The organism is Aliiroseovarius zhejiangensis (assembly GCF_014656375.1).
Classification (GTDB): domain Bacteria; phylum Pseudomonadota; class Alphaproteobacteria; order Rhodobacterales; family Rhodobacteraceae; genus Aliiroseovarius; species Aliiroseovarius zhejiangensis.
The window spans coordinates 67,545-83,500 of record NZ_BNCH01000006.1; the positions used below are offsets into that span (position 1 = coordinate 67,545).

Annotated in this window: 16 protein-coding genes and 1 riboswitch; of the genes, 9 read left to right on the forward strand and 7 right to left on the reverse strand. The window is 61.7% G+C overall.

Features of this window, described 5'->3' with window-relative positions; translation table 11 throughout:
- Positions 1 to 577 precede the first annotated feature (577 nt).
- The 5 genes from IE188_RS13155 to IE188_RS13175 all read left to right on the forward strand — a co-directional run bounded on the left by IE188_RS13155 (position 578) and on the right by IE188_RS13175 (position 5,847).
- Complete coding sequence (locus IE188_RS13155; protein ID WP_191286976.1) at positions 578 to 2,362, forward strand: SARP family transcriptional regulator; 1,785 nt, start codon at positions 578 to 580, stop codon at positions 2,360 to 2,362.
- A 22-nt stretch (positions 2,363 to 2,384) separates the two neighbouring features.
- The gene (locus IE188_RS13160) at positions 2,385 to 3,341 is read left to right on the forward strand and encodes a phosphatase PAP2 family protein (protein WP_229836816.1); all 957 of its coding nucleotides are present in this window, start codon (positions 2,385 to 2,387) and stop codon (positions 3,339 to 3,341) included.
- A 10-nt stretch (positions 3,342 to 3,351) separates the two neighbouring features.
- Entirely contained in the window at positions 3,352 to 4,908 is a 1,557-nt protein-coding gene (locus tag IE188_RS13165) for a S8/S53 family peptidase (RefSeq protein WP_191286977.1), read from the forward strand.
- Between the two features lie 304 nt (positions 4,909 to 5,212).
- Positions 5,213 to 5,470 carry a hypothetical protein gene (locus IE188_RS13170; RefSeq protein WP_191286978.1) on the forward strand — a complete coding sequence of 86 codons (258 nt, stop codon included), beginning with the start codon at positions 5,213 to 5,215 and terminating at the stop codon, positions 5,468 to 5,470.
- Between the two features lie 38 nt (positions 5,471 to 5,508).
- Positions 5,509 to 5,847, forward strand: a complete 339-nt coding sequence (locus tag IE188_RS13175) for a hypothetical protein (protein ID WP_191286979.1) — start codon at positions 5,509 to 5,511, stop codon at positions 5,845 to 5,847.
- Positions 5,848 to 5,896: 49 nt separating this feature from the next.
- Here the strand turns inward: IE188_RS13175 and IE188_RS13180 are convergent, their stop codons facing one another.
- A complete protein-coding gene (locus tag IE188_RS13180) occupies positions 5,897 to 6,661 on the reverse strand; it encodes an NAD(P)-binding domain-containing protein (RefSeq protein ID WP_191286980.1) in 765 nt (254 codons plus the stop codon).
- A 21-nt stretch (positions 6,662 to 6,682) separates the two neighbouring features.
- Positions 6,683 to 7,684, reverse strand: coding sequence for a type I glyceraldehyde-3-phosphate dehydrogenase (locus tag IE188_RS13185; RefSeq protein ID WP_191286981.1), 1,002 nt, complete (start codon positions 7,682 to 7,684; stop codon positions 6,683 to 6,685).
- 190 nt (positions 7,685 to 7,874) lie between these two features.
- Between IE188_RS13185 and IE188_RS13190 the strand changes: the two genes are divergently transcribed.
- Genes IE188_RS13190 through IE188_RS13205 form a run of 4 tightly spaced genes read left to right on the forward strand, consistent with a single transcriptional unit; the run spans position 7,875 to position 12,043 of the window.
- Positions 7,875 to 8,510: a CDP-alcohol phosphatidyltransferase family protein gene (locus IE188_RS13190; protein ID WP_191286982.1), complete on the forward strand. Its 636-nt coding sequence runs from the start codon at positions 7,875 to 7,877 to the stop codon at positions 8,508 to 8,510.
- The gene (locus tag IE188_RS13195; RefSeq protein ID WP_191286983.1) at positions 8,507 to 9,712 is read left to right on the forward strand and encodes an ABC transporter substrate-binding protein; all 1,206 of its coding nucleotides are present in this window, start codon (positions 8,507 to 8,509) and stop codon (positions 9,710 to 9,712) included. The genes IE188_RS13190 and IE188_RS13195 overlap by 4 nt, the downstream gene beginning before the upstream one ends.
- 8 nt (positions 9,713 to 9,720) lie before the next feature.
- A complete protein-coding gene (locus IE188_RS13200) occupies positions 9,721 to 11,418 on the forward strand; it encodes an ABC transporter permease (protein WP_191286984.1) in 1,698 nt (565 codons plus the stop codon).
- Positions 11,411 to 12,043: an ATP-binding cassette domain-containing protein gene (locus IE188_RS13205; protein WP_191286985.1), complete on the forward strand. Its 633-nt coding sequence runs from the start codon at positions 11,411 to 11,413 to the stop codon at positions 12,041 to 12,043. The genes IE188_RS13200 and IE188_RS13205 overlap by 8 nt, the downstream gene beginning before the upstream one ends.
- Before the next feature lie 3 nt (positions 12,044 to 12,046).
- Here the strand turns inward: IE188_RS13205 and IE188_RS13210 are convergent, their stop codons facing one another.
- Genes IE188_RS13210 through IE188_RS13230 form a run of 5 tightly spaced genes read right to left on the reverse strand, consistent with a single transcriptional unit; the run spans position 12,047 to position 15,469 of the window.
- Positions 12,047 to 12,697: an energy-coupling factor ABC transporter ATP-binding protein gene (locus IE188_RS13210; protein ID WP_191286986.1), complete on the reverse strand. Its 651-nt coding sequence runs from the start codon at positions 12,695 to 12,697 to the stop codon at positions 12,047 to 12,049.
- Positions 12,684 to 13,472, reverse strand: coding sequence for a cobalt ECF transporter T component CbiQ (gene cbiQ / locus IE188_RS13215; RefSeq protein WP_191286987.1), 789 nt, complete (start codon positions 13,470 to 13,472; stop codon positions 12,684 to 12,686). Before cbiQ ends, IE188_RS13210 begins: the two co-directional genes overlap by 14 nt.
- Entirely contained in the window at positions 13,469 to 14,059 is a 591-nt protein-coding gene (locus IE188_RS13220; RefSeq protein WP_191286988.1) for a cobalt ABC transporter permease, read from the reverse strand. The genes cbiQ and IE188_RS13220 overlap by 4 nt, the downstream gene beginning before the upstream one ends.
- Positions 14,056 to 14,673 (reverse strand): cobalt transporter CbiM, encoded by a 618-nt coding sequence (gene cbiM, locus IE188_RS13225; RefSeq protein WP_191286989.1) that lies wholly within the window; start codon positions 14,671 to 14,673, stop codon positions 14,056 to 14,058. Before cbiM ends, IE188_RS13220 begins: the two co-directional genes overlap by 4 nt.
- A gap of 10 nt (positions 14,674 to 14,683) precedes the next feature.
- Positions 14,684 to 15,469: a DUF4198 domain-containing protein gene (locus IE188_RS13230; protein WP_191286990.1), complete on the reverse strand. Its 786-nt coding sequence runs from the start codon at positions 15,467 to 15,469 to the stop codon at positions 14,684 to 14,686.
- Between the two features lie 122 nt (positions 15,470 to 15,591).
- A riboswitch (cobalamin riboswitch) is annotated at positions 15,592 to 15,804 on the reverse strand.
- Positions 15,805 to 15,956 lie beyond the last annotated feature (152 nt).

Consider the following 15,956-nt stretch of genomic DNA (forward strand, 5'->3'; position numbering starts at 1 on the left):
AACACGTCTCGCGATCGTTGGGGCAACGATGCGCGAGACGACGTTCCGGCCTGAGTGGTGGGGCCAATATACACAAAATCAACCTGCGCGGGAGTCCCGCAAAGCATAAATGTTTAAGCAGGCAAGACATTGCCAAGGCGGCGGCGCATGAAACTACCCCAAAGAATAGGCAGCTCTACGCCTTGTGATTGTTTCCGCAGCCCTTTTTGAGACCGTGCATCGGCGGCGCCCGGATGGGGGAAACCTGCCGTTTTGCGGGTTTTCGTTGCTCTTCGGCCACAAGCCGGATCGGCGGTCCGCGATCCCTGCCAATCGGACCCAAGATTAAGACCGAATCAGTCTGGACGGCCAACGCCGGCGCCGGACCCTGCCAAAACAGGCGCTTTCACCAGACAAATCCAACATTCACGCCGGGTTCACGCTGTGATTACGGGCGCGGCCTAGTGTGGCTTCAGGGTGAACATCCTGGGGGAACGGACTATTGTTGTCAGAGCATTTTTTGCAAGAAATGCCGAGTTTGGGTAGTATTTCGAAACAATCTTTTGCGCTGGCCGCACAGGTTTCCGAAGGAACGCCAATGGACGCTGATCATTCCCGTCAACACGACCTGGATATCTTCCTGTTCGGCCCACTGGCCGTGCAGGACAGTGCGGGCAACCAGTTCACACCCAAGAACCAGAAATCCAAGGCGGTTCTGGCGATGCTGGCCCTTGCCCCGCGCGGGTCGCGGTCACGTGTCTGGCTGCGCGACAAATTGTGGAGCGACCGCGGCGAGGATCAGGCCTCTGCCAGTCTGCGGCAGGCGCTTCTGGACATTCGAAAATGCTTCGGTGCCGATCTGAAAGACATCCTCAGCGCCGACAAATACTCGGTCTCGCTGGACCTGTCGCGCATCCATGTCGACGCGATCGAACTGATGGGCAAGGTCGAACGCGGCGAGGTTTCGCCCCCTGCCGGGCTGGACACGGTGTCCGAGCATTTTCTGGAAGGGTTCGACATTTGCGACCCTGAATTTGAAAGCTGGCTGACCCTGGAACGCCAGATCTGGGAACAGCGGCTGGTGGATCATGGCACCGAGGACGCCGCAGATGCCCCGCCTGAAATGTCCCCGGATGCCCTGGGGCTATCGCGCGGGCCCACGAATCCCGACCCCCTCATCAGTGCGCAAATGAATGTATCAGAGCCTGTCCGGCCAGTACGGGCCGCCACATGGGCCATCGGGATGCAAAGCGGCATGTCGGGGGATACCCATGCCGGGCTTCTGATCGACAAGCTGACCCGAAACCTGCGCGAAATGGGCCGGGTGCCCAGCGTACGCACCTTTGAAAACCAACCGCTGTCGCAGATGCGCAGCGAATTTGGCCGGGTCGAAATACCGCTTGTGCTCAGGGTGACAGAACTCACCCAAGGTCCGTCTGTGCGCCTGTCGGTCGAGCTTCTGACCGGCAAGGATGGTGTGACCGTCTGGTCGTCAAGCCAGGCATTCACCCCTGATGATTTCGCCCAACCCGCCTGCCCCGCCCTGAACGGTCTGGTGTCGCACGCGGTGATCCAGATCGGGCGCCACCTGCAGATACACGCCACCAGCCCGCAGATGGCCGGGGCCGGGCAGTTGATCGAATGCATCTATCAGATGTTCGGCCTGTCGGTGAACGAACTGACCAGCGCCGAGGACAAGCTCATGCATCTTCTGAAGGTCCAGCCCAACGCGCAAACCTATGCGTGGATGGCCTTTGCCAAGTCGTTCCAGGTCGGCCAACGGTTCACGCCCGATGCCGCCGCGCAGATTTCAGAGGCGCAATATTACGCGACCCGCGCGCTGGAGGAAGACGAATTCGACCCGCTGGTCCTGTCCTTGGCGGCACATATTCACTCCTATCTGTTCAGCGAATTCGACATGGCCGCGTCCCTGTTCGAACGGGCGTTGAAAATAGACCCCGAACAAGCGATCGGTTGGGATCTTTACGCCACGATGAACGCCTATGCCGGCGATACGAAGAAATCGCTGGCGATGGCGTCCTGGGCGCAGCATTTGGGCTCTAACACGCCGATCAGTTACTATTTTGACACCACGAAATGCATTGCCGCCGCACTGGCCGGCGATCACGCCGCAGCCATCGAAGCCGGGGAAAAGGCCTTGGTGCAGCGGCCGAAATTCAACTCGATCCTGCGCTATCTGATCTCAAGCCACGCCCATCTGGGCAATGTGCAGATGGTGGAAAGCCTGTCCCGCAAACTGGCCGAGATCGAGCCGGATTTCTCGACCGAGGTGCTGCGCGGGTCCGGCTATCCAGGTCTTGCGACCGAGGGCGGGCGGCAATTCCTGCTGGGGCTGCGCAAGGCCGGGTTCGACCATACTTAACAATGATTAATGGGGGGGTGAGATGATGAAGGAACGGGACGGATCAGTCCATCACTGCGAGACCATCGCCGGATTTCTGGGACATGCCCGGATCACCGTTGGCCGCACCGGACTGCAATTCGATGATGCCACCGATGGCACCACGGAACTGACGATGGAACGCCGGACAGGTGCCCAAGGCGCAGGAGGCGTCAGCGCGGTCAGAATGGTTCTGAACAAATCCGCGTTCAACAAATCGGTGCTGAACAAAAACAAGAACAAGAACAAGAATAAAAACAAGAACAAGAATAAACTTCAGGCCCCCAGCGCCCAGGGCAGCAGCGGCGCCTTGATGCCAACCGAGGCGATGTTGCGCCTGCACCGTGCAGGGGCGGCCAATCTGGGCGCGCGTCTGCCCGAAGAATGGACAAACATCGTGCTGCCCCCTCCGCCCGGACCCGATCACAGCCGGTTAGAGACACAGCTTCTGATGGCCATGCAGCGCAATATCGACGAGCGTAAGCTGCGTATTCCCGACATCCTGCAAGAGGCGTCGCTGGACCTGACCGCCTTCACCCGCCCCCTTGGCATTGACGGGCTGGCCGGTTTTGAAAACACCGAGGCCCTGTTTCTGGAGCTTCTGACCGTCACCGAATATATTGGCCTCTATTACAAGGGCCTGTTTGGGCGGCTCAGACCCAACCAGGTCGAACCACGCCTGCGCCCCGTCCTGCCCAACCCGGCGCACGAGGCCTATCCCAGCAACCATTCCTTCCAGTGTCACACTATGGCATATGCGTTCAACACGATTCTGCCCGAACATCCAGCGACACAGGTCTTGTCGACTTCGGCGCTGAACGTGGCGCAGAACCGGGAATGGGCGGGGCTGCATTATCCCAGCGACACCGCGGCGGGTCAGCTTTTGGCGAAACGATTTGCACCCTTGTTCGCGGAAGCCTTTGCCGCGCGCTACCAGGCCGTGCAGCAGGAATGGATCTAGGGGGCACAAGATGAACGAAGCAACCGCAAAATGCATCGAACCCGATCAGGTGGACGAGGCGAATTACTACTACCTGTGGCACCTTGTGTCACTGGGAATACTGACTCCCGACAAGGCGCAGACGGGGTTTTCCGACACGTTATGGGACGTGCTGGACACCAAACCCAAAGCGACGGCCTCGACCGTTGTCCTGATCGACGTGGGGTGCAGCTTTGCCCATCCGAACCTGAAAGGCCGGGTCGATGTCGCCCGATCGCTGGACTTTACCAGCACCGCCTATGGGGCGCGACTGGCAACCGGGTCGGACGGCACGCAGAAGAACTTTGACGGACTGTCGGTCGAGGGTCTGCATCTGGATGGGCTGGACGCCGATGAACGGACCATGTTTGACGAGGTCGCCCAGCATCTGGCCGAAAGCACCGGCGAGTTGCGCCGCTACGGCGACCCCGAGGCCCGGTTCGCCTCGCACGGGACCGCCGTCAGCGGGCTGATTGTCGGGGGGCCGGAAGACTGCTGCCAGCAACACGCCCCCTCCCCCGGTGTGATCCCCTATTTCGGAGCCGATCCGTTTTCGAACCTGATCTCTCTGCGTACGGGGTTCGACAATGACCCGCTGCAATTCATCGCCGCCCTGCTTTATGCCTGGCACCAGAAGGCGGATGTAATCGTCATGCCGCGCGGGCTACCCGACCCGGATGCCTCGGTCGTGACGCCAAAGAACGACCACATGGCCGAGTTGCAAAGCTGGGCCAACCACGAGGCCGCCGACCTTCTGCACCGGATCAAGGTGCTGAACGACAGCGCATCACCCCTTGATCCGACCGCGCCGCAGGTGTCGGAAACCGGGCGTCACCTGTGGCGCGTGGTGCGGGCGCTGTTCATCGCGATCAGCAAGCATATTCCCATCGTCTGCGCCGCCGGAAATGAAGGTGAAAGCCAGCTTCTTTTCCCTGCCAGCCTGGCCAATCGTGAAAACGGCATCATCGCCGTGGGTGCGGTGTCGGGCCAGGGCTATCGCTCGGGCTATTCCAATTATGGCGAAGGGCTGACGCTTGTTGCCCCGTCTGACGACATGCAGGTGTTCAATCGCCACCAAATGCGCCAAACGCCCAAGCAGTTGCCAAAGATCGAATACCTGAAACCCGACACGGCGATGGCGGTGCCGTACAGCCGCAAAGCGTTGCTGAGCACCGACATCCCTGGCCATTTCGGATATGACGGAGACACGGACGATCCCGACCAAGACCTGACGGCAGGCAAGGCGACAAACGGGTTCTACACACAGTTCGGGGGCACATCCGGCGCAAGCGCGCTGGTCGGCGGAGTGATCGCCCTTGTGCGCCGGGCGGAACGCGCATCGGCCAGCGGCAAACCCCTGCGCGACGGGTGCGACCTGAAGGCGCTGCTGGTCGCCACCGCCCGCCGCGACATGCCAATGATGGGCGACCCCCTGAAGCTGAAAACCGACTGTATGAATGTGCCAAACGAAGATGCCGACGCGCGTCAGACATTTTTCGGCGCAGGTTTGATCGACGCCAAGGCCGCGGTGGCCGCCGCGCTCGAATGAAGCGAGGCACATGACAGATGCCGTCGGGTCTGATCCGGCGGCGTTTTGTTGCGCGCCTAAGGCGATTTTCACGCAGTTCCATCGAAAACACCGCGTTAATGACGATAAATTCACGCAGCCTTTTCGCAGCGTTTATGCCCTTGCGTCATAGTGTAAGGGCGTTCTGAGGAACCGATCTGGTGCAAGACATTTCATCACCAGTTCCTTTCCAGGCCCAGGCCGGTTTCTCGGTTCGCACCAGAGACATGAACCCAAGACCCAAGATGACGACCCGTCACCCAACCTGCTGACAAAAGGTGCGACCATGGAAAAACTCGACCCGAAACTGAAAGACCGGATGGACAGCATGGTCCTGCACTCGCATCCGGTGCAGATTGCCTTTAACGATGACGGGGTGCACCTGATGGATCACCTGAACAAGCACGGCGTCATGGTTGATGACAACATGGCTGAAATCCAGCTTCTGTTCGCCGACCTGACATCGCGCCAGATCGAGGATCTGCTTCGCCATGAAACAGTCTCCAAGATCGCGCTGGACGACGATGCAAGCGTGATTCAGTAACCTGTGTGGCGGGGGCGTCTCCGGCAGGGCCGGTGCCGGTGGGCCGCCAGACGCAGGATGCTGAACACAAGAAACGGGTCGGTTTCTCCCACCGACCCGTTTTCATGTCTGGTCACGGCGTTTCCGCGTTGAAGGATGCCGAAACCCTTGTCAAGAAACGCCTCTTCTGCCGTGCGGGAATGGACCGGAATGGCGTCCACATCCCCGCCATCAGGGCGGCAACCATGACCAGCAAAAAACGTTTCATTCGACAATTTCTCCAATCAGAAAGGCCAGGCCAGCCTTTGCCGCACGCCCCCCGACAGGAACGGCGCGGGGCGGTCGAGCATATCAGCAAGCCCAACCTGTGCGGCACCGCGCCCGAAACCTCGCCTTGAGGTTTAAAAAAACGACACGAGGGTGATTTTCTGTATGTTTTCCGTGGGCTTACTCGGCCAGCCCAAGACGCGGCTTCAGCGCCTCCAGGCCGTCGGTCAACGCATCTATCGCCCCCGCTTTGCGCATATGGGCGCGCAGGGTGGCGTTCAAACCGCCTTCGGTCGCCAGACTGTCCAGCAGGTCGGTGAAGGATGTTTCCGGGTTCTCGGTCATGCTGCGCAGAAAGCCCGCAAAGACCGTGGCGACATACTGTTCGGAGGCGGTTTCATCCCCTGTCTGCGCCGCCAGCCACGCCGCCCCCGCGCGCATCTGATCCAGGATCGGTGAGGCCAGCGCCGTGGCCGCAAAATGCGCGTTCAAAGCCGCTTCGGCACCTGTGGGGAGGATCAGATCGGTGTCACCAAACAGGGTCCGCAGCGCCGCACTGTCGGGAAACACCGGAAGGGCCGAGCCGCCCACGGCAATCGAAGGCAAGGGAATGATAATCGAAATCTCGGTGGCCGGGGCGCACAGCAGCTTCAGATCGGCCAGTGGCACATCGACCATCACCGAAATCACCCGCTGATCGGCGCGAAAGGCCAGATCGGGCAGCACATCACGCGCCACATCCGCCAAAAGGCACAGGAAGATGATGTCGCTGTCGGCGACCACCTGTTCATTCGGCGCGATGGCCACATCGGTGAACTGTGCGGCCAAGGCCGCCGCGATGGCCGCGTTGCGGTCGGACACGGTGATCTGATGGCCCCGCCCGGTCAGCCCTGTGACCATGGCGGCCGCAATCTCGCCCGTGCCGATGAACCCGATGCGCTCCATGACGTGATCCTTCAAGCCTGTCTAAGCCTGCGCGATCATGCGCGCCACGTCCAGCATTCGATGCGAAAAGCCCCATTCATTGTCATACCATCCAAAAACCCTGAGCAACCCGCCCTGCGACACCGAGGTTTCCGGCCCCGACAGCACAAGGCTTTCCGGTCGCATCCGCAGGTCGCTGGACACTAGCGGCTCTTCCGTCCAGCCCAGCACATGCCCATTTGCGGCGTCTTTCAGGATCGCGCGCGCCTCGTCCACCGACACGTCGCGCCCGGTGCGTACCGTCAGGTCGATGGCCGAGACACTGGCGGTCGGCACCCGGATTGCGCGGGCTTCGATCCGGCGGGCCATTTGGGGCAGGACCTCGCCCACCAACTCATGCGCGCTGGTGGTGGTGGGCACCATCGACAAGGCAGCAGCACGCGACCGGGCCGGGTTGGCGCGCGGTTTGTCCACGGTCGGCTGGCTGCCGGTGTAACAATGAACGGTGGTCATATGACCGCCGATCACGCCCAGCTCCCGGTCCAGCACCTTCAAAAGCGGCGCCAGGGCGTTGGTTGTGCAAGACGCGTTCGACACGATCTTCTGCCCCGACAGCTTTTCTTCGTTCGCACCCAGCACGATGGTCACGTCCGCCTCGTTCGACGGGCCAGAAATCAGCACGTTGCGCGCGCCCGCTTGCAGACCCCGCTCGGCTACAGCACGCTTGCCCGCCATGCCGGTGCATTCCAGCACCACATCCACATCCGACAAATCCATTGTGCTGATGTCATGAAGCCCATGAAACGGGATCACCGTGCCGTTGATCGACAAACCGTTTTCCACCGCCTCGACCTGGCCTGCAAACGGGCCAAACACGCTGTCGTATTTGAACAGATAGGCGCAGGTGTCCAGGGACTCGATATCATTGATAAACGCCACTTCGAAATCTGAAGGCGCGGCAGACAGGATGCGCAGGATCGACCGTCCGATGCGGCCAAAACCATTCAAACCAATGCGCGTCTTGTGCGGGGAAGAGCGGGACATCTGAACCTCGTCGTCTGGGTGATAGGTCCACAGAACGCGAAAGCCGGGTCGGGTGCAAGGGGGCGCGTGACATCCGCAACCACTGACAATCGCTCACGTTTTCGTTTGCCCGATGGACGAAGGCCGCACATCCGGGCCAAATGGCGCAAAACATGAGTGCACACGGAACGGGATAACGAAGGGGCCGTCAATGCTGGACGCTTACGCACGCAAACTGATTGACCCGCCGCTGAACGTGGCCGGGCGCGGTTTGGCGCGCCATGGCATTGGCGCAAACGCGGTGACGCTGGCGGGGCTGGGCCTTGGTCTGGCAGCGGCGGGCGCGGTGGCGATGGGCGCTTTTGCGGTGGGTTTGTGCCTTGTTCTGGCCTCGCGCCTTGCAGATGGGCTGGACGGCGCGGTGGCGCGGGCGACACAGCGCACCGACTTTGGCGGCTATCTGGATATCGCATCCGATTTCCTGTTCTACGGCGCCGTGCCCTTCGGGTTCGTCCTGTTTGACCCAACGGCAAATGCCGTCGCCGGGGCCTTCCTGCTGCTGTCCTTCTATGTCAACGGCGCCAGTTTTCTGGGCTATGCAATCCTGGCCGAAAAGCACCGCCTGACAACCCGTGCTCAAGGCGTCAAATCGCTTTATTACTCCAACGGACTGCTGGAAGGGACCGAGACCATCGCCTTCTTCGTCCTGTTCTGCCTTCTGCCCACATATTTCGCGCCGCTCGCTTATCTGTTCGGCGCGCTTTGCTTTGCCACCGCCACCCTGCGCGTCTGGGGCGCGTATCAGGCGTTTGGCCATATCTCATTCGACCGACAGGAGACCCCATGAAACACCTCGCCCTTGCCGCCGCTCTGCTGTTCGGCGCGCTGGCTTACCCGGCCCTATCAGACCCTAATCCAGCCGAATGGGAGGCAGTCGAGGCCGAAGCCCACGGCCAGACCGTCTTTTGGCACGCATGGGGCGGGTCGCCCACCACAAACGCGTTTATCGAGTGGGTCGGCGATCAGGTCAGCGGGCGGTTCGGGGTAACGCTTGAGCATGTGAAGCTGACCGACACCGCCGACGCCGTCACCCGCGTCTTGTCGGAAAAGCAGGCGGGCAAGGACACGGATGGCGCGGTCGACCTGATCTGGATCAACGGCGCCAATTTCGCGTCCATGAAAGAAAACAGCCTGCTGTTCGGCCCCTTCGCGGAGGACCTGCCCAACTGGCAATATGTCGATGTCGAGGGCAAAACCGTGCGCACCGACTTCACCGTCCCGGTGGAAGGGTATGAGGCCCCATGGGCGATGGCGCAGGTCGTGTTCATGTATGATACGGCGGATATTCCGACCCCCCTGCCCTCGGCCGCTGAAATCCTTGACTGGTCCAAAGCCAATCCCGGTCGCTTCACCTATCCCCAGCCGCCCGATTTTCTGGGCACCACGTTTTTGAAGCAAATGCTGGTCGAACTGGTGGACGACCCCGAGGTACTCTCGCGCCCCGTGTCCGACACCAATTATGCCGACGTGACCGCGCCGCTGTGGGATTTCCTCGAAGACATCACACCCACGCTGTGGCGCCAGGGCCGCGCCTATCCCGCCAACGGCCCGCGCCAGATTCAGCTGATGAATGATGATGAGATCGACCTGGCGATCAGCTTCTCACCGTCCGAGGCGTCGACCGCCATCGCGAACTACGAACTGCCCGCCACCGTGCGCACCTTCGTGCTGGACAAGGGCACCATCGGCAACGCGTCTTTCGTGGCGATCCCGTATAATTCCAGCGCCAAGGCCGGCGCGATGGTGGTGGCCAATTTCTTGATGTCGCCCAAAGCACAGGCCCACGCGCAAGACCCCGAGGTGCTGGGCTATGGCACTGTGCTGCATGTCGAATCCCTGCCGCCCGAAGATCGCGCACGGTTTGACGCGCTGGACCTTGGCATCGCGACACTTAGCCCGCAGATGCTGGGCGATGTGCAGGACGAACCGCATCCCAGTTGGATGACCCGCATTGCCGAGGATTGGCAGGTCCGATACGGCGTGCAATAGACCCTGTTATGGCCCAATCCCGCAGATTTTACCGACTGGCGCTATTTCCGGCGCTCACCGTTCTGGTGCTGTTGGGGCCTGTTGCGGCGGGGCTGTGGGGCACCGTTCTGCCCGCCTTCGGGCATTTTCCGGCGGCAGGGGTGTCGGGCCCGTCACTTGATGCGTTCCGCGATCTGTTCAACTGGCCAGGGTTCGGCCCCGCGATGCGGCTGTCCGTGACAACAGGGCTGGCCGCCGCAATCCTGTCGCTGACGATCACAGCTCTGATCCTTGCGGGTTGGTCCGGCACGCGCGGCTTTCGCATCCTTGAACGCCTGCTCTCGCCCTTCCTGTCCGTCCCGCACGCCGCCGCGGCCTTCGGGCTGGCCTTTCTGATCGCGCCGTCAGGCTGGATTGCGCGCCTGTTTTCCCCGTGGCTCACCGGCTGGGACCGCCCCCCCGACCTTCTGATCCTGAACGACCCGTGGGGCATTGTCCTGACCCTTGGCATGGTGATGAAAGAGATGCCGTTCCTGCTGCTCATGTCCATCGCCGCTTTGGGCCAGATCGACGGACGCCGCCGTATGGCGTTAAGCCAAAGCATGGGCTACGGGCGCATGTCCGCATGGATGTTCGCGGTGTTTCCGGCCGTCTATGCCCGCATCCGCCTGCCCGTCCTGGTGGTGCTGACATGGTCCATGTCGGTGGTGGATGTGGCAGTGATCCTTGGCCCGTCCACGCCCCCCACCCTGTCGGTGCAGATCGTGCGCTGGATGTCGGACCCCGACCTTGCCTTCCGCCTGCAAGCCGCCGCTGCCGCGCTGGTGCAACTGGCGCTGGTCATCGGTGCCGTGGGCCTGTGGTTTCTGGGCGAAAAGCTGGTCGCGCGCCTTGCCTGTCTGCGGATCGAAGCGGGTCATCGCGGCCACCACGACCGCCCCTTGCGGCTTGCAGGCTTCGCCACCGGCACCGCGATCTCGCTCGCGCTTCTTCTCGGGCTGCTGAGCCTCGCCATCTGGTCCGTCGCGGGGTTTTGGAGCTTCCCGGACTTGGTCCCCGACCAACTCACCGCGCGCAACTGGGTGCGTCACTATTCCAGCAGTCAGGATGCTTTTTTCGAGACCATGCTGATCGCCATCACCGCCGTTGCTATCGGCCTGATCCTGACAATCGGCTGTCTGGAAACCGAGCATCGCCGCAATCTGCGCCTGACCCAACGCGGCATGTGGCTGATCTATCTGCCGCTGATCGTGCCGCAAACCGCGTTTCTGCCGGGGCTTCAGACCCTGTTATTGGGCTTTGGGCTGGATATGGGCCGCGCGCCGGTGGTGACGGCGCATCTGGTCTTTGTGCTGCCCTATCTGCGCCTGTCTCTGGATGGGCCGTGGCAGGCATGGGACACGCGCCAAGCCACCGTCGCCGCAGCCCTCGGGGCAAGCCATGACCGCGTGTTGTGGCGCATCCGCCTGCCGATGCTGCTCGCGCCCCTTCTGACCGCCATCGCAGTGGGGCTTGCTGTGTCTGTCGGCCAATACCTGCCCACGCTTCTTGTCGGCGGCGGACGCATCGAGACCCTGACGACCGAGGCCATCGCGCTGGCTGCTGGCGGGGATCGCCGCGCCATTGGCGTCTTTGGGCTGATGCAAACCGCAGCCGCCTTGCTGCCCTTCGCGCTGGCGCTGCCTGCCTTGGTCTGGCGCAATCGAAAGGGGCTTTTGCATGGATAAGGGCTTGTACGTGAACAAGGTCAAAATCACCCATGCCGGCCGCCCCCTGCTGGCCATCGACACACATGTCACCCCCGGCGAGGTCGTGACCATTATGGGCCCGTCAGGCGTGGGAAAATCCACCCTGCTATCGGCCATAACAGGCACTCTTTCACCGGACTTCTCGCTTTCAGGCCAAATCCGGCTGAACGGGCGCGACCTGACCGGATTGCCGCCGGACAAACGCGGCATCGGCATCCTGTTTCAAGACGCGCTGTTGTTTCCGCACCTGTCTGTCGGCGCAAACCTTGCCTTCGGGCTGAAACGCGGTGGCACGAAAGCCGAACGCCGGGCACGGATAGAGGCGACCCTGGCCGAAGTGGGCCTGGGCGGGTTTGCCCCCCGCGACCCTGCCACCCTGTCCGGCGGGCAGCGCGCGCGGGTCGCCCTGATGCGGATGCTGCTGTCCGAACCGCATGCCTTGTTGCTGGATGAACCGTTTTCCGGTCTGGACGCCGAGCTGCGGGAACAGGTGCGAAAACTGGTCTTTGACCATGCAAAGGCGCGCGGCTTGCCGGTGCTGCTGGTCACCCATGACGAGGCCGATGCAATCGCGGCAGGTGGGCGTGTCGTTCGGCTGAAATAGAGTCTAAACCCGCGTCAGTACCCGGTTTTCCAGCCGATACCCGCCCGGTGCGATCGCGGCCCGGAACTCAGGGTCGTGGCTGACCAGCAGGATCGCCTGCTCCAACCCTTTCAGGATCGCCACCAACCGCGCGTAATTGTCCGGGTCCAGCGCGTTTGTCGGTTCGTCCAGAATCAGGACCTCGGGTTCCATCGCCAGCACCGTCGCCAGCGTCACCAGCCGCTTTTCACCCCCCGACAGCTTGTGGGTCACGCGGTCGCGCAGATGCGTCAGACCCAGACGTGCAAGAATGTCATCGACAATTGCCACAGCCTCGTCCCGCGTCTTACCCAGGTTCAGCGGCCCGAAGGCGATGTCTTCGGCCACGGTGGGGCAGAACAACTGATCATCGGCATCCTGAAAGACGAAGCCGATCCGGCGGCGTACCTCGTGGAAGTCAACCTCGTCCTTTCGGGGTTTGTCGAAGGCGGTGATCGTTCCCTGCGCGGGAGGCAGAAGCCCCATGACGATCTTCAGAAGCGTGGTTTTTCCTGCCCCGTTCGGCCCGATCAGCGACAGCCGTTCGCCCGGATCCAACCGCATCGAGGCGCCCTCCAGCACCGGATCAAGGCCGGGATAGGCAAAGTGGATGCCGGACAGCTCAAGCAGCGGCATAGACAACCTCGGCCCAGACAAGGGCAGCCATAGCAAGACACAGCGCCGCCGCGAAGGCCAGGTCGGTGCGGGTCAGGCGAAATTCGTCCAGCAGCACGATCCGGCCGGAAAAGCCCCGGCATTTCATCGCCGCCAGAATACGTTCCGACCGTTCAATTGCACGCACCAGCATCATCCCCACCAGATAGCCATAGCTGCGATAGGTGTGCCAGTTGGTACCGGGCCGAAACGCGCGCAGTTTCATCGAGGTGCGCAGGCGCTGATATTCCTCGCGCAAGACGTCGATATAGCGGATCGTGAACATCATCAGATGCACCAGACGTTCGGGGGTTTTCAGGGCAAACAGGGCATGGCCCATGGTGACAGGCTCCATCGAGCCGACCATGGTCATCACCGCCAGAATGACCGCGTTGGCGGTCAGGCCTATCTCGACCGCGCGCCACAGACCTTCCCAGCTGGCCGAAACTCCCCAAACCGTGAAGATCGGCGTGCCGGGCATGGTGAAGGGCAACAGAACCAGCATGAAGATGATGAACGTGTCCATCATCGCCATCCGCTTCAGGGTCTTTTGGAACGGCAGCCCGGAAATGGCCAGCAGCCACATGGACAGCACCATCGCGCCCGACAGCACCCGCAGATCGGACAGACCCACCACGGTGATGGCATACAGCACCGTGACCACCACCCGCATCCGCGGATCCAGCGAAGTGATCGCAGACCGAAACCCGCCAAACCCGGAAATTGCCTTGTCGTCGCCCGTCAGAACATAGGTCATGTCTTGCCCCCCAGCTTGCGTCGCGCCGCAATATAGAAGCCCAGCCCGAACAGGCCGAAAATATAGCCTATTCCACCCAAAACGGACTGAAAGTCCGACTTGTTCTTGTAAGCTGACAGCTCCTGCCGGATCGGGCGCAGCTCATCGCGCAGCATCTTGGCAAGCTCGGCGCGGGTGTCATCGGACAGGCCCGGCATTTGGGGCGCCATCGACCCTATCGTCCCCGCCAGAACCGATGCGCCCGCGCTGTCAGCGGCGGCGGTTTCACCCAGAATGCCTGCGACTTCGGCGGCGGGCATGATGGCTTCGGCCACATGGCCTGCGCCAAGATTGCCGCGAAAGATATGGGTAATCGGTTGGCTGGGCGTGAACAGGAAAAACCCGTCTGCATCGGTGCGTGTTTCGCCCAGCTTGTTGCCATTGTTGTCAAACACCTCGATGACCAGATCAGCGGCCATATCACCGCTGGAAAAACCAACCTCGCCCTCGATCGCATCGCCGGACGGAAAAACCGAAGCAATCACGTTGTGGGCCAAGGCAGGCAATGGGGCCAGAACAGTGACCAACAGAAGCAATATCCGGATCATGCCCAGCCCCCCTTGGCGTCCAGAAACAATTCGGGCTTTACCCGACGCGCCAGGTATATGGCCGCGCCGGTCAACAACGCCTCGACCGCCATCACGGGAATATGCGCCACGAACACCAGCTTGGCGGCGGCGGCAAATTCGTCGCCGGACAGCATCAGTGAAAACGCCACGGCAAGCGTGGTGACAGCGATGGCGACCCCGCCACCAATCCCGCCCCAGATCGCACCATGCAAGGGCGAGCCGCGCGACACCATGGGGCGGAACAGCAGCCCGGCCAACACCGCGGGCAGCGCGATGTTCACCGCGTTCACGCCCAGCACGGTCAACCCGCCGAAACCGAAGAACACTGCTTGCAGCAGAAGCCCGACAAACAGCGCCGGAAACGCCGCCCAGCCCAGCACCAGCCCCGCCAGCCCGTTCAGGATCAAATGGACCGAGCTTGGGCCGATCGGCACGTGGATCAGCGAGGCGACGAAGAAGCTGGCCGACAGCACCCCTGCCGCCGGAATGCGTTCCAGTGGCAGGTGTTTCAAACCCATCGCGATGCCACCGACGGCGACAACCGCACCGCCGATGACCACCGGGTTGGACAGCGCGCCGTCTACGATATGCATGAGCGCGCCCTCACTTCATGTCCTCGGCACGGATCCAGATGACGGCGTCTTGCGACAGGTCTTTGCCCTCGTGTTCTGTCACGGGACCAGAGCCTAGTGCAGCGAAACCCCAGTATCCCGCCTTGGGAATGCCGAAGGTGAACACGCCGTTCTGGTCGGCGATCACCACCACCGACCCGCCCGGCATGGGCTGTGCGGTTGGTTTGGTGGTCGCGAATGCCTCAAGATCCGGCTCGGCGGCCATGTATTCGACCTCGATCTCGGCCCCCGGCACCGGCTCACCCTCGGCCAGCACCTGGCCCGAAAAGGTGGACCCCACGATCACGTTATATGGCTTGTTCAGCGGCAGGATTTCCGTCGGCAACCCGACCGGCTGGTCCCAATCCGTGGGCAGCGTGTTGCGGTTCAGCACGACTTTGGTGATCTGCTGGATGAACAGATCTTCACTTTCCTCGTAATAAGGCGCGGGGACGGTGACGACGACATAATCGCCCGACCGTTTCACCGGAACGGTGGCGCGATAGGCGGCGGCCTCGTTCGCAGCGCCTGTGAAGGATGCAGGCTCCAACCGATCCGACAGATCAACCTTTTCGCCATTATGCACCATGAAGAATTCCTGCGGCACGCCCATATCCATCACATGGCCGTTTTCAAACGGGTGCCAGAAGATCAGGCCCATCGGCACATCGCCGGGGCGGTCGATCATCGCGTCTTCGGTGTAGTTCAGCTGGAAATGCGCCACAGCGGTGGCGGGAAGCAAAGCGGCCAAAGCGGTGGCCAGTAGACAAGTTTTCATGTCGTCCTCTCAAAAAAGTGCAGACGGGTGCCTGCGTTCAAGAAGGATCAACGGGGATAGTGGCTCGGGATGGTCCTGTGACCGCCGGGCCAGACGCTCACCCCGGCGTCCGGTGGAAATGGGCAGATGCCCAGCGTCCGGCAGGTCTCCTGACTCGCGGGTCTTGGCTTGGCTGGCCTTCCCGGGACGTGTCCCAGTGGCATTGTCAGCTTCGCTCGCCGCTCACAGTTGCGGGGGCAGTTACGGGTTTGGCGCCTGTTGGCTCCTCCTCACCGTATTCCCTATTACTACCGTGGTGCCTCTGCACGCACGGAACCGATCGCCTGACTTCCATGTCAGACGCGAAGGGGAGGTGTCAAGCAAATGCATGTCGGCGTTGACGTCTCTGATACGCAAAACTGAGTCGTGGATACGCGTAAGCCATTGATAATTTATTCATTTTTCTAAGCAACTTTTTGACGGCGTGACCCGATGTCACGAGCGGATT

Excerpts from the sequence above, each read along its gene's own strand:
- IE188_RS13195 (WP_191286983.1), top strand. The coding sequence starts at position 8,507 with ATGAAACACCTCGCCCTTGCCGCCGCTCTGCTGTTCGGCGCGCTGGCT.
- IE188_RS13230 (WP_191286990.1), bottom strand. The coding sequence starts at position 15,469 with ATGAAAACTTGTCTACTGGCCACCGCTTTGGCCGCTTTGCTTCCCGCC.
- IE188_RS13210 (WP_191286986.1), bottom strand. The coding sequence starts at position 12,697 with ATGCCGCTGCTTGAGCTGTCCGGCATCCACTTTGCCTATCCCGGCCTT.
- IE188_RS13160 (WP_229836816.1), top strand. The coding sequence starts at position 2,385 with ATGATGAAGGAACGGGACGGATCAGTCCATCACTGCGAGACCATCGCC.
- cbiM (WP_191286989.1), bottom strand. The coding sequence starts at position 14,673 with ATGCATATCGTAGACGGCGCGCTGTCCAACCCGGTGGTCATCGGCGGT.
- IE188_RS13200 (WP_191286984.1), top strand. The coding sequence starts at position 9,721 with ATGGCCCAATCCCGCAGATTTTACCGACTGGCGCTATTTCCGGCGCTC.
- IE188_RS13155 (WP_191286976.1), top strand. The coding sequence starts at position 578 with ATGGACGCTGATCATTCCCGTCAACACGACCTGGATATCTTCCTGTTC.
- IE188_RS13170 (WP_191286978.1), top strand. The coding sequence starts at position 5,213 with ATGGAAAAACTCGACCCGAAACTGAAAGACCGGATGGACAGCATGGTC.
- IE188_RS13190 (WP_191286982.1), top strand. The coding sequence starts at position 7,875 with ATGCTGGACGCTTACGCACGCAAACTGATTGACCCGCCGCTGAACGTG.
- IE188_RS13180 (WP_191286980.1), bottom strand. The coding sequence starts at position 6,661 with ATGGAGCGCATCGGGTTCATCGGCACGGGCGAGATTGCGGCCGCCATG.
- cbiQ (WP_191286987.1), bottom strand. The coding sequence starts at position 13,472 with ATGACCTATGTTCTGACGGGCGACGACAAGGCAATTTCCGGGTTTGGC.
- IE188_RS13205 (WP_191286985.1), top strand. The coding sequence starts at position 11,411 with ATGGATAAGGGCTTGTACGTGAACAAGGTCAAAATCACCCATGCCGGC.
- IE188_RS13185 (WP_191286981.1), bottom strand. The coding sequence starts at position 7,684 with ATGTCCCGCTCTTCCCCGCACAAGACGCGCATTGGTTTGAATGGTTTT.
- IE188_RS13220 (WP_191286988.1), bottom strand. The coding sequence starts at position 14,059 with ATGATCCGGATATTGCTTCTGTTGGTCACTGTTCTGGCCCCATTGCCT.
- IE188_RS13165 (WP_191286977.1), top strand. The coding sequence starts at position 3,352 with ATGAACGAAGCAACCGCAAAATGCATCGAACCCGATCAGGTGGACGAG.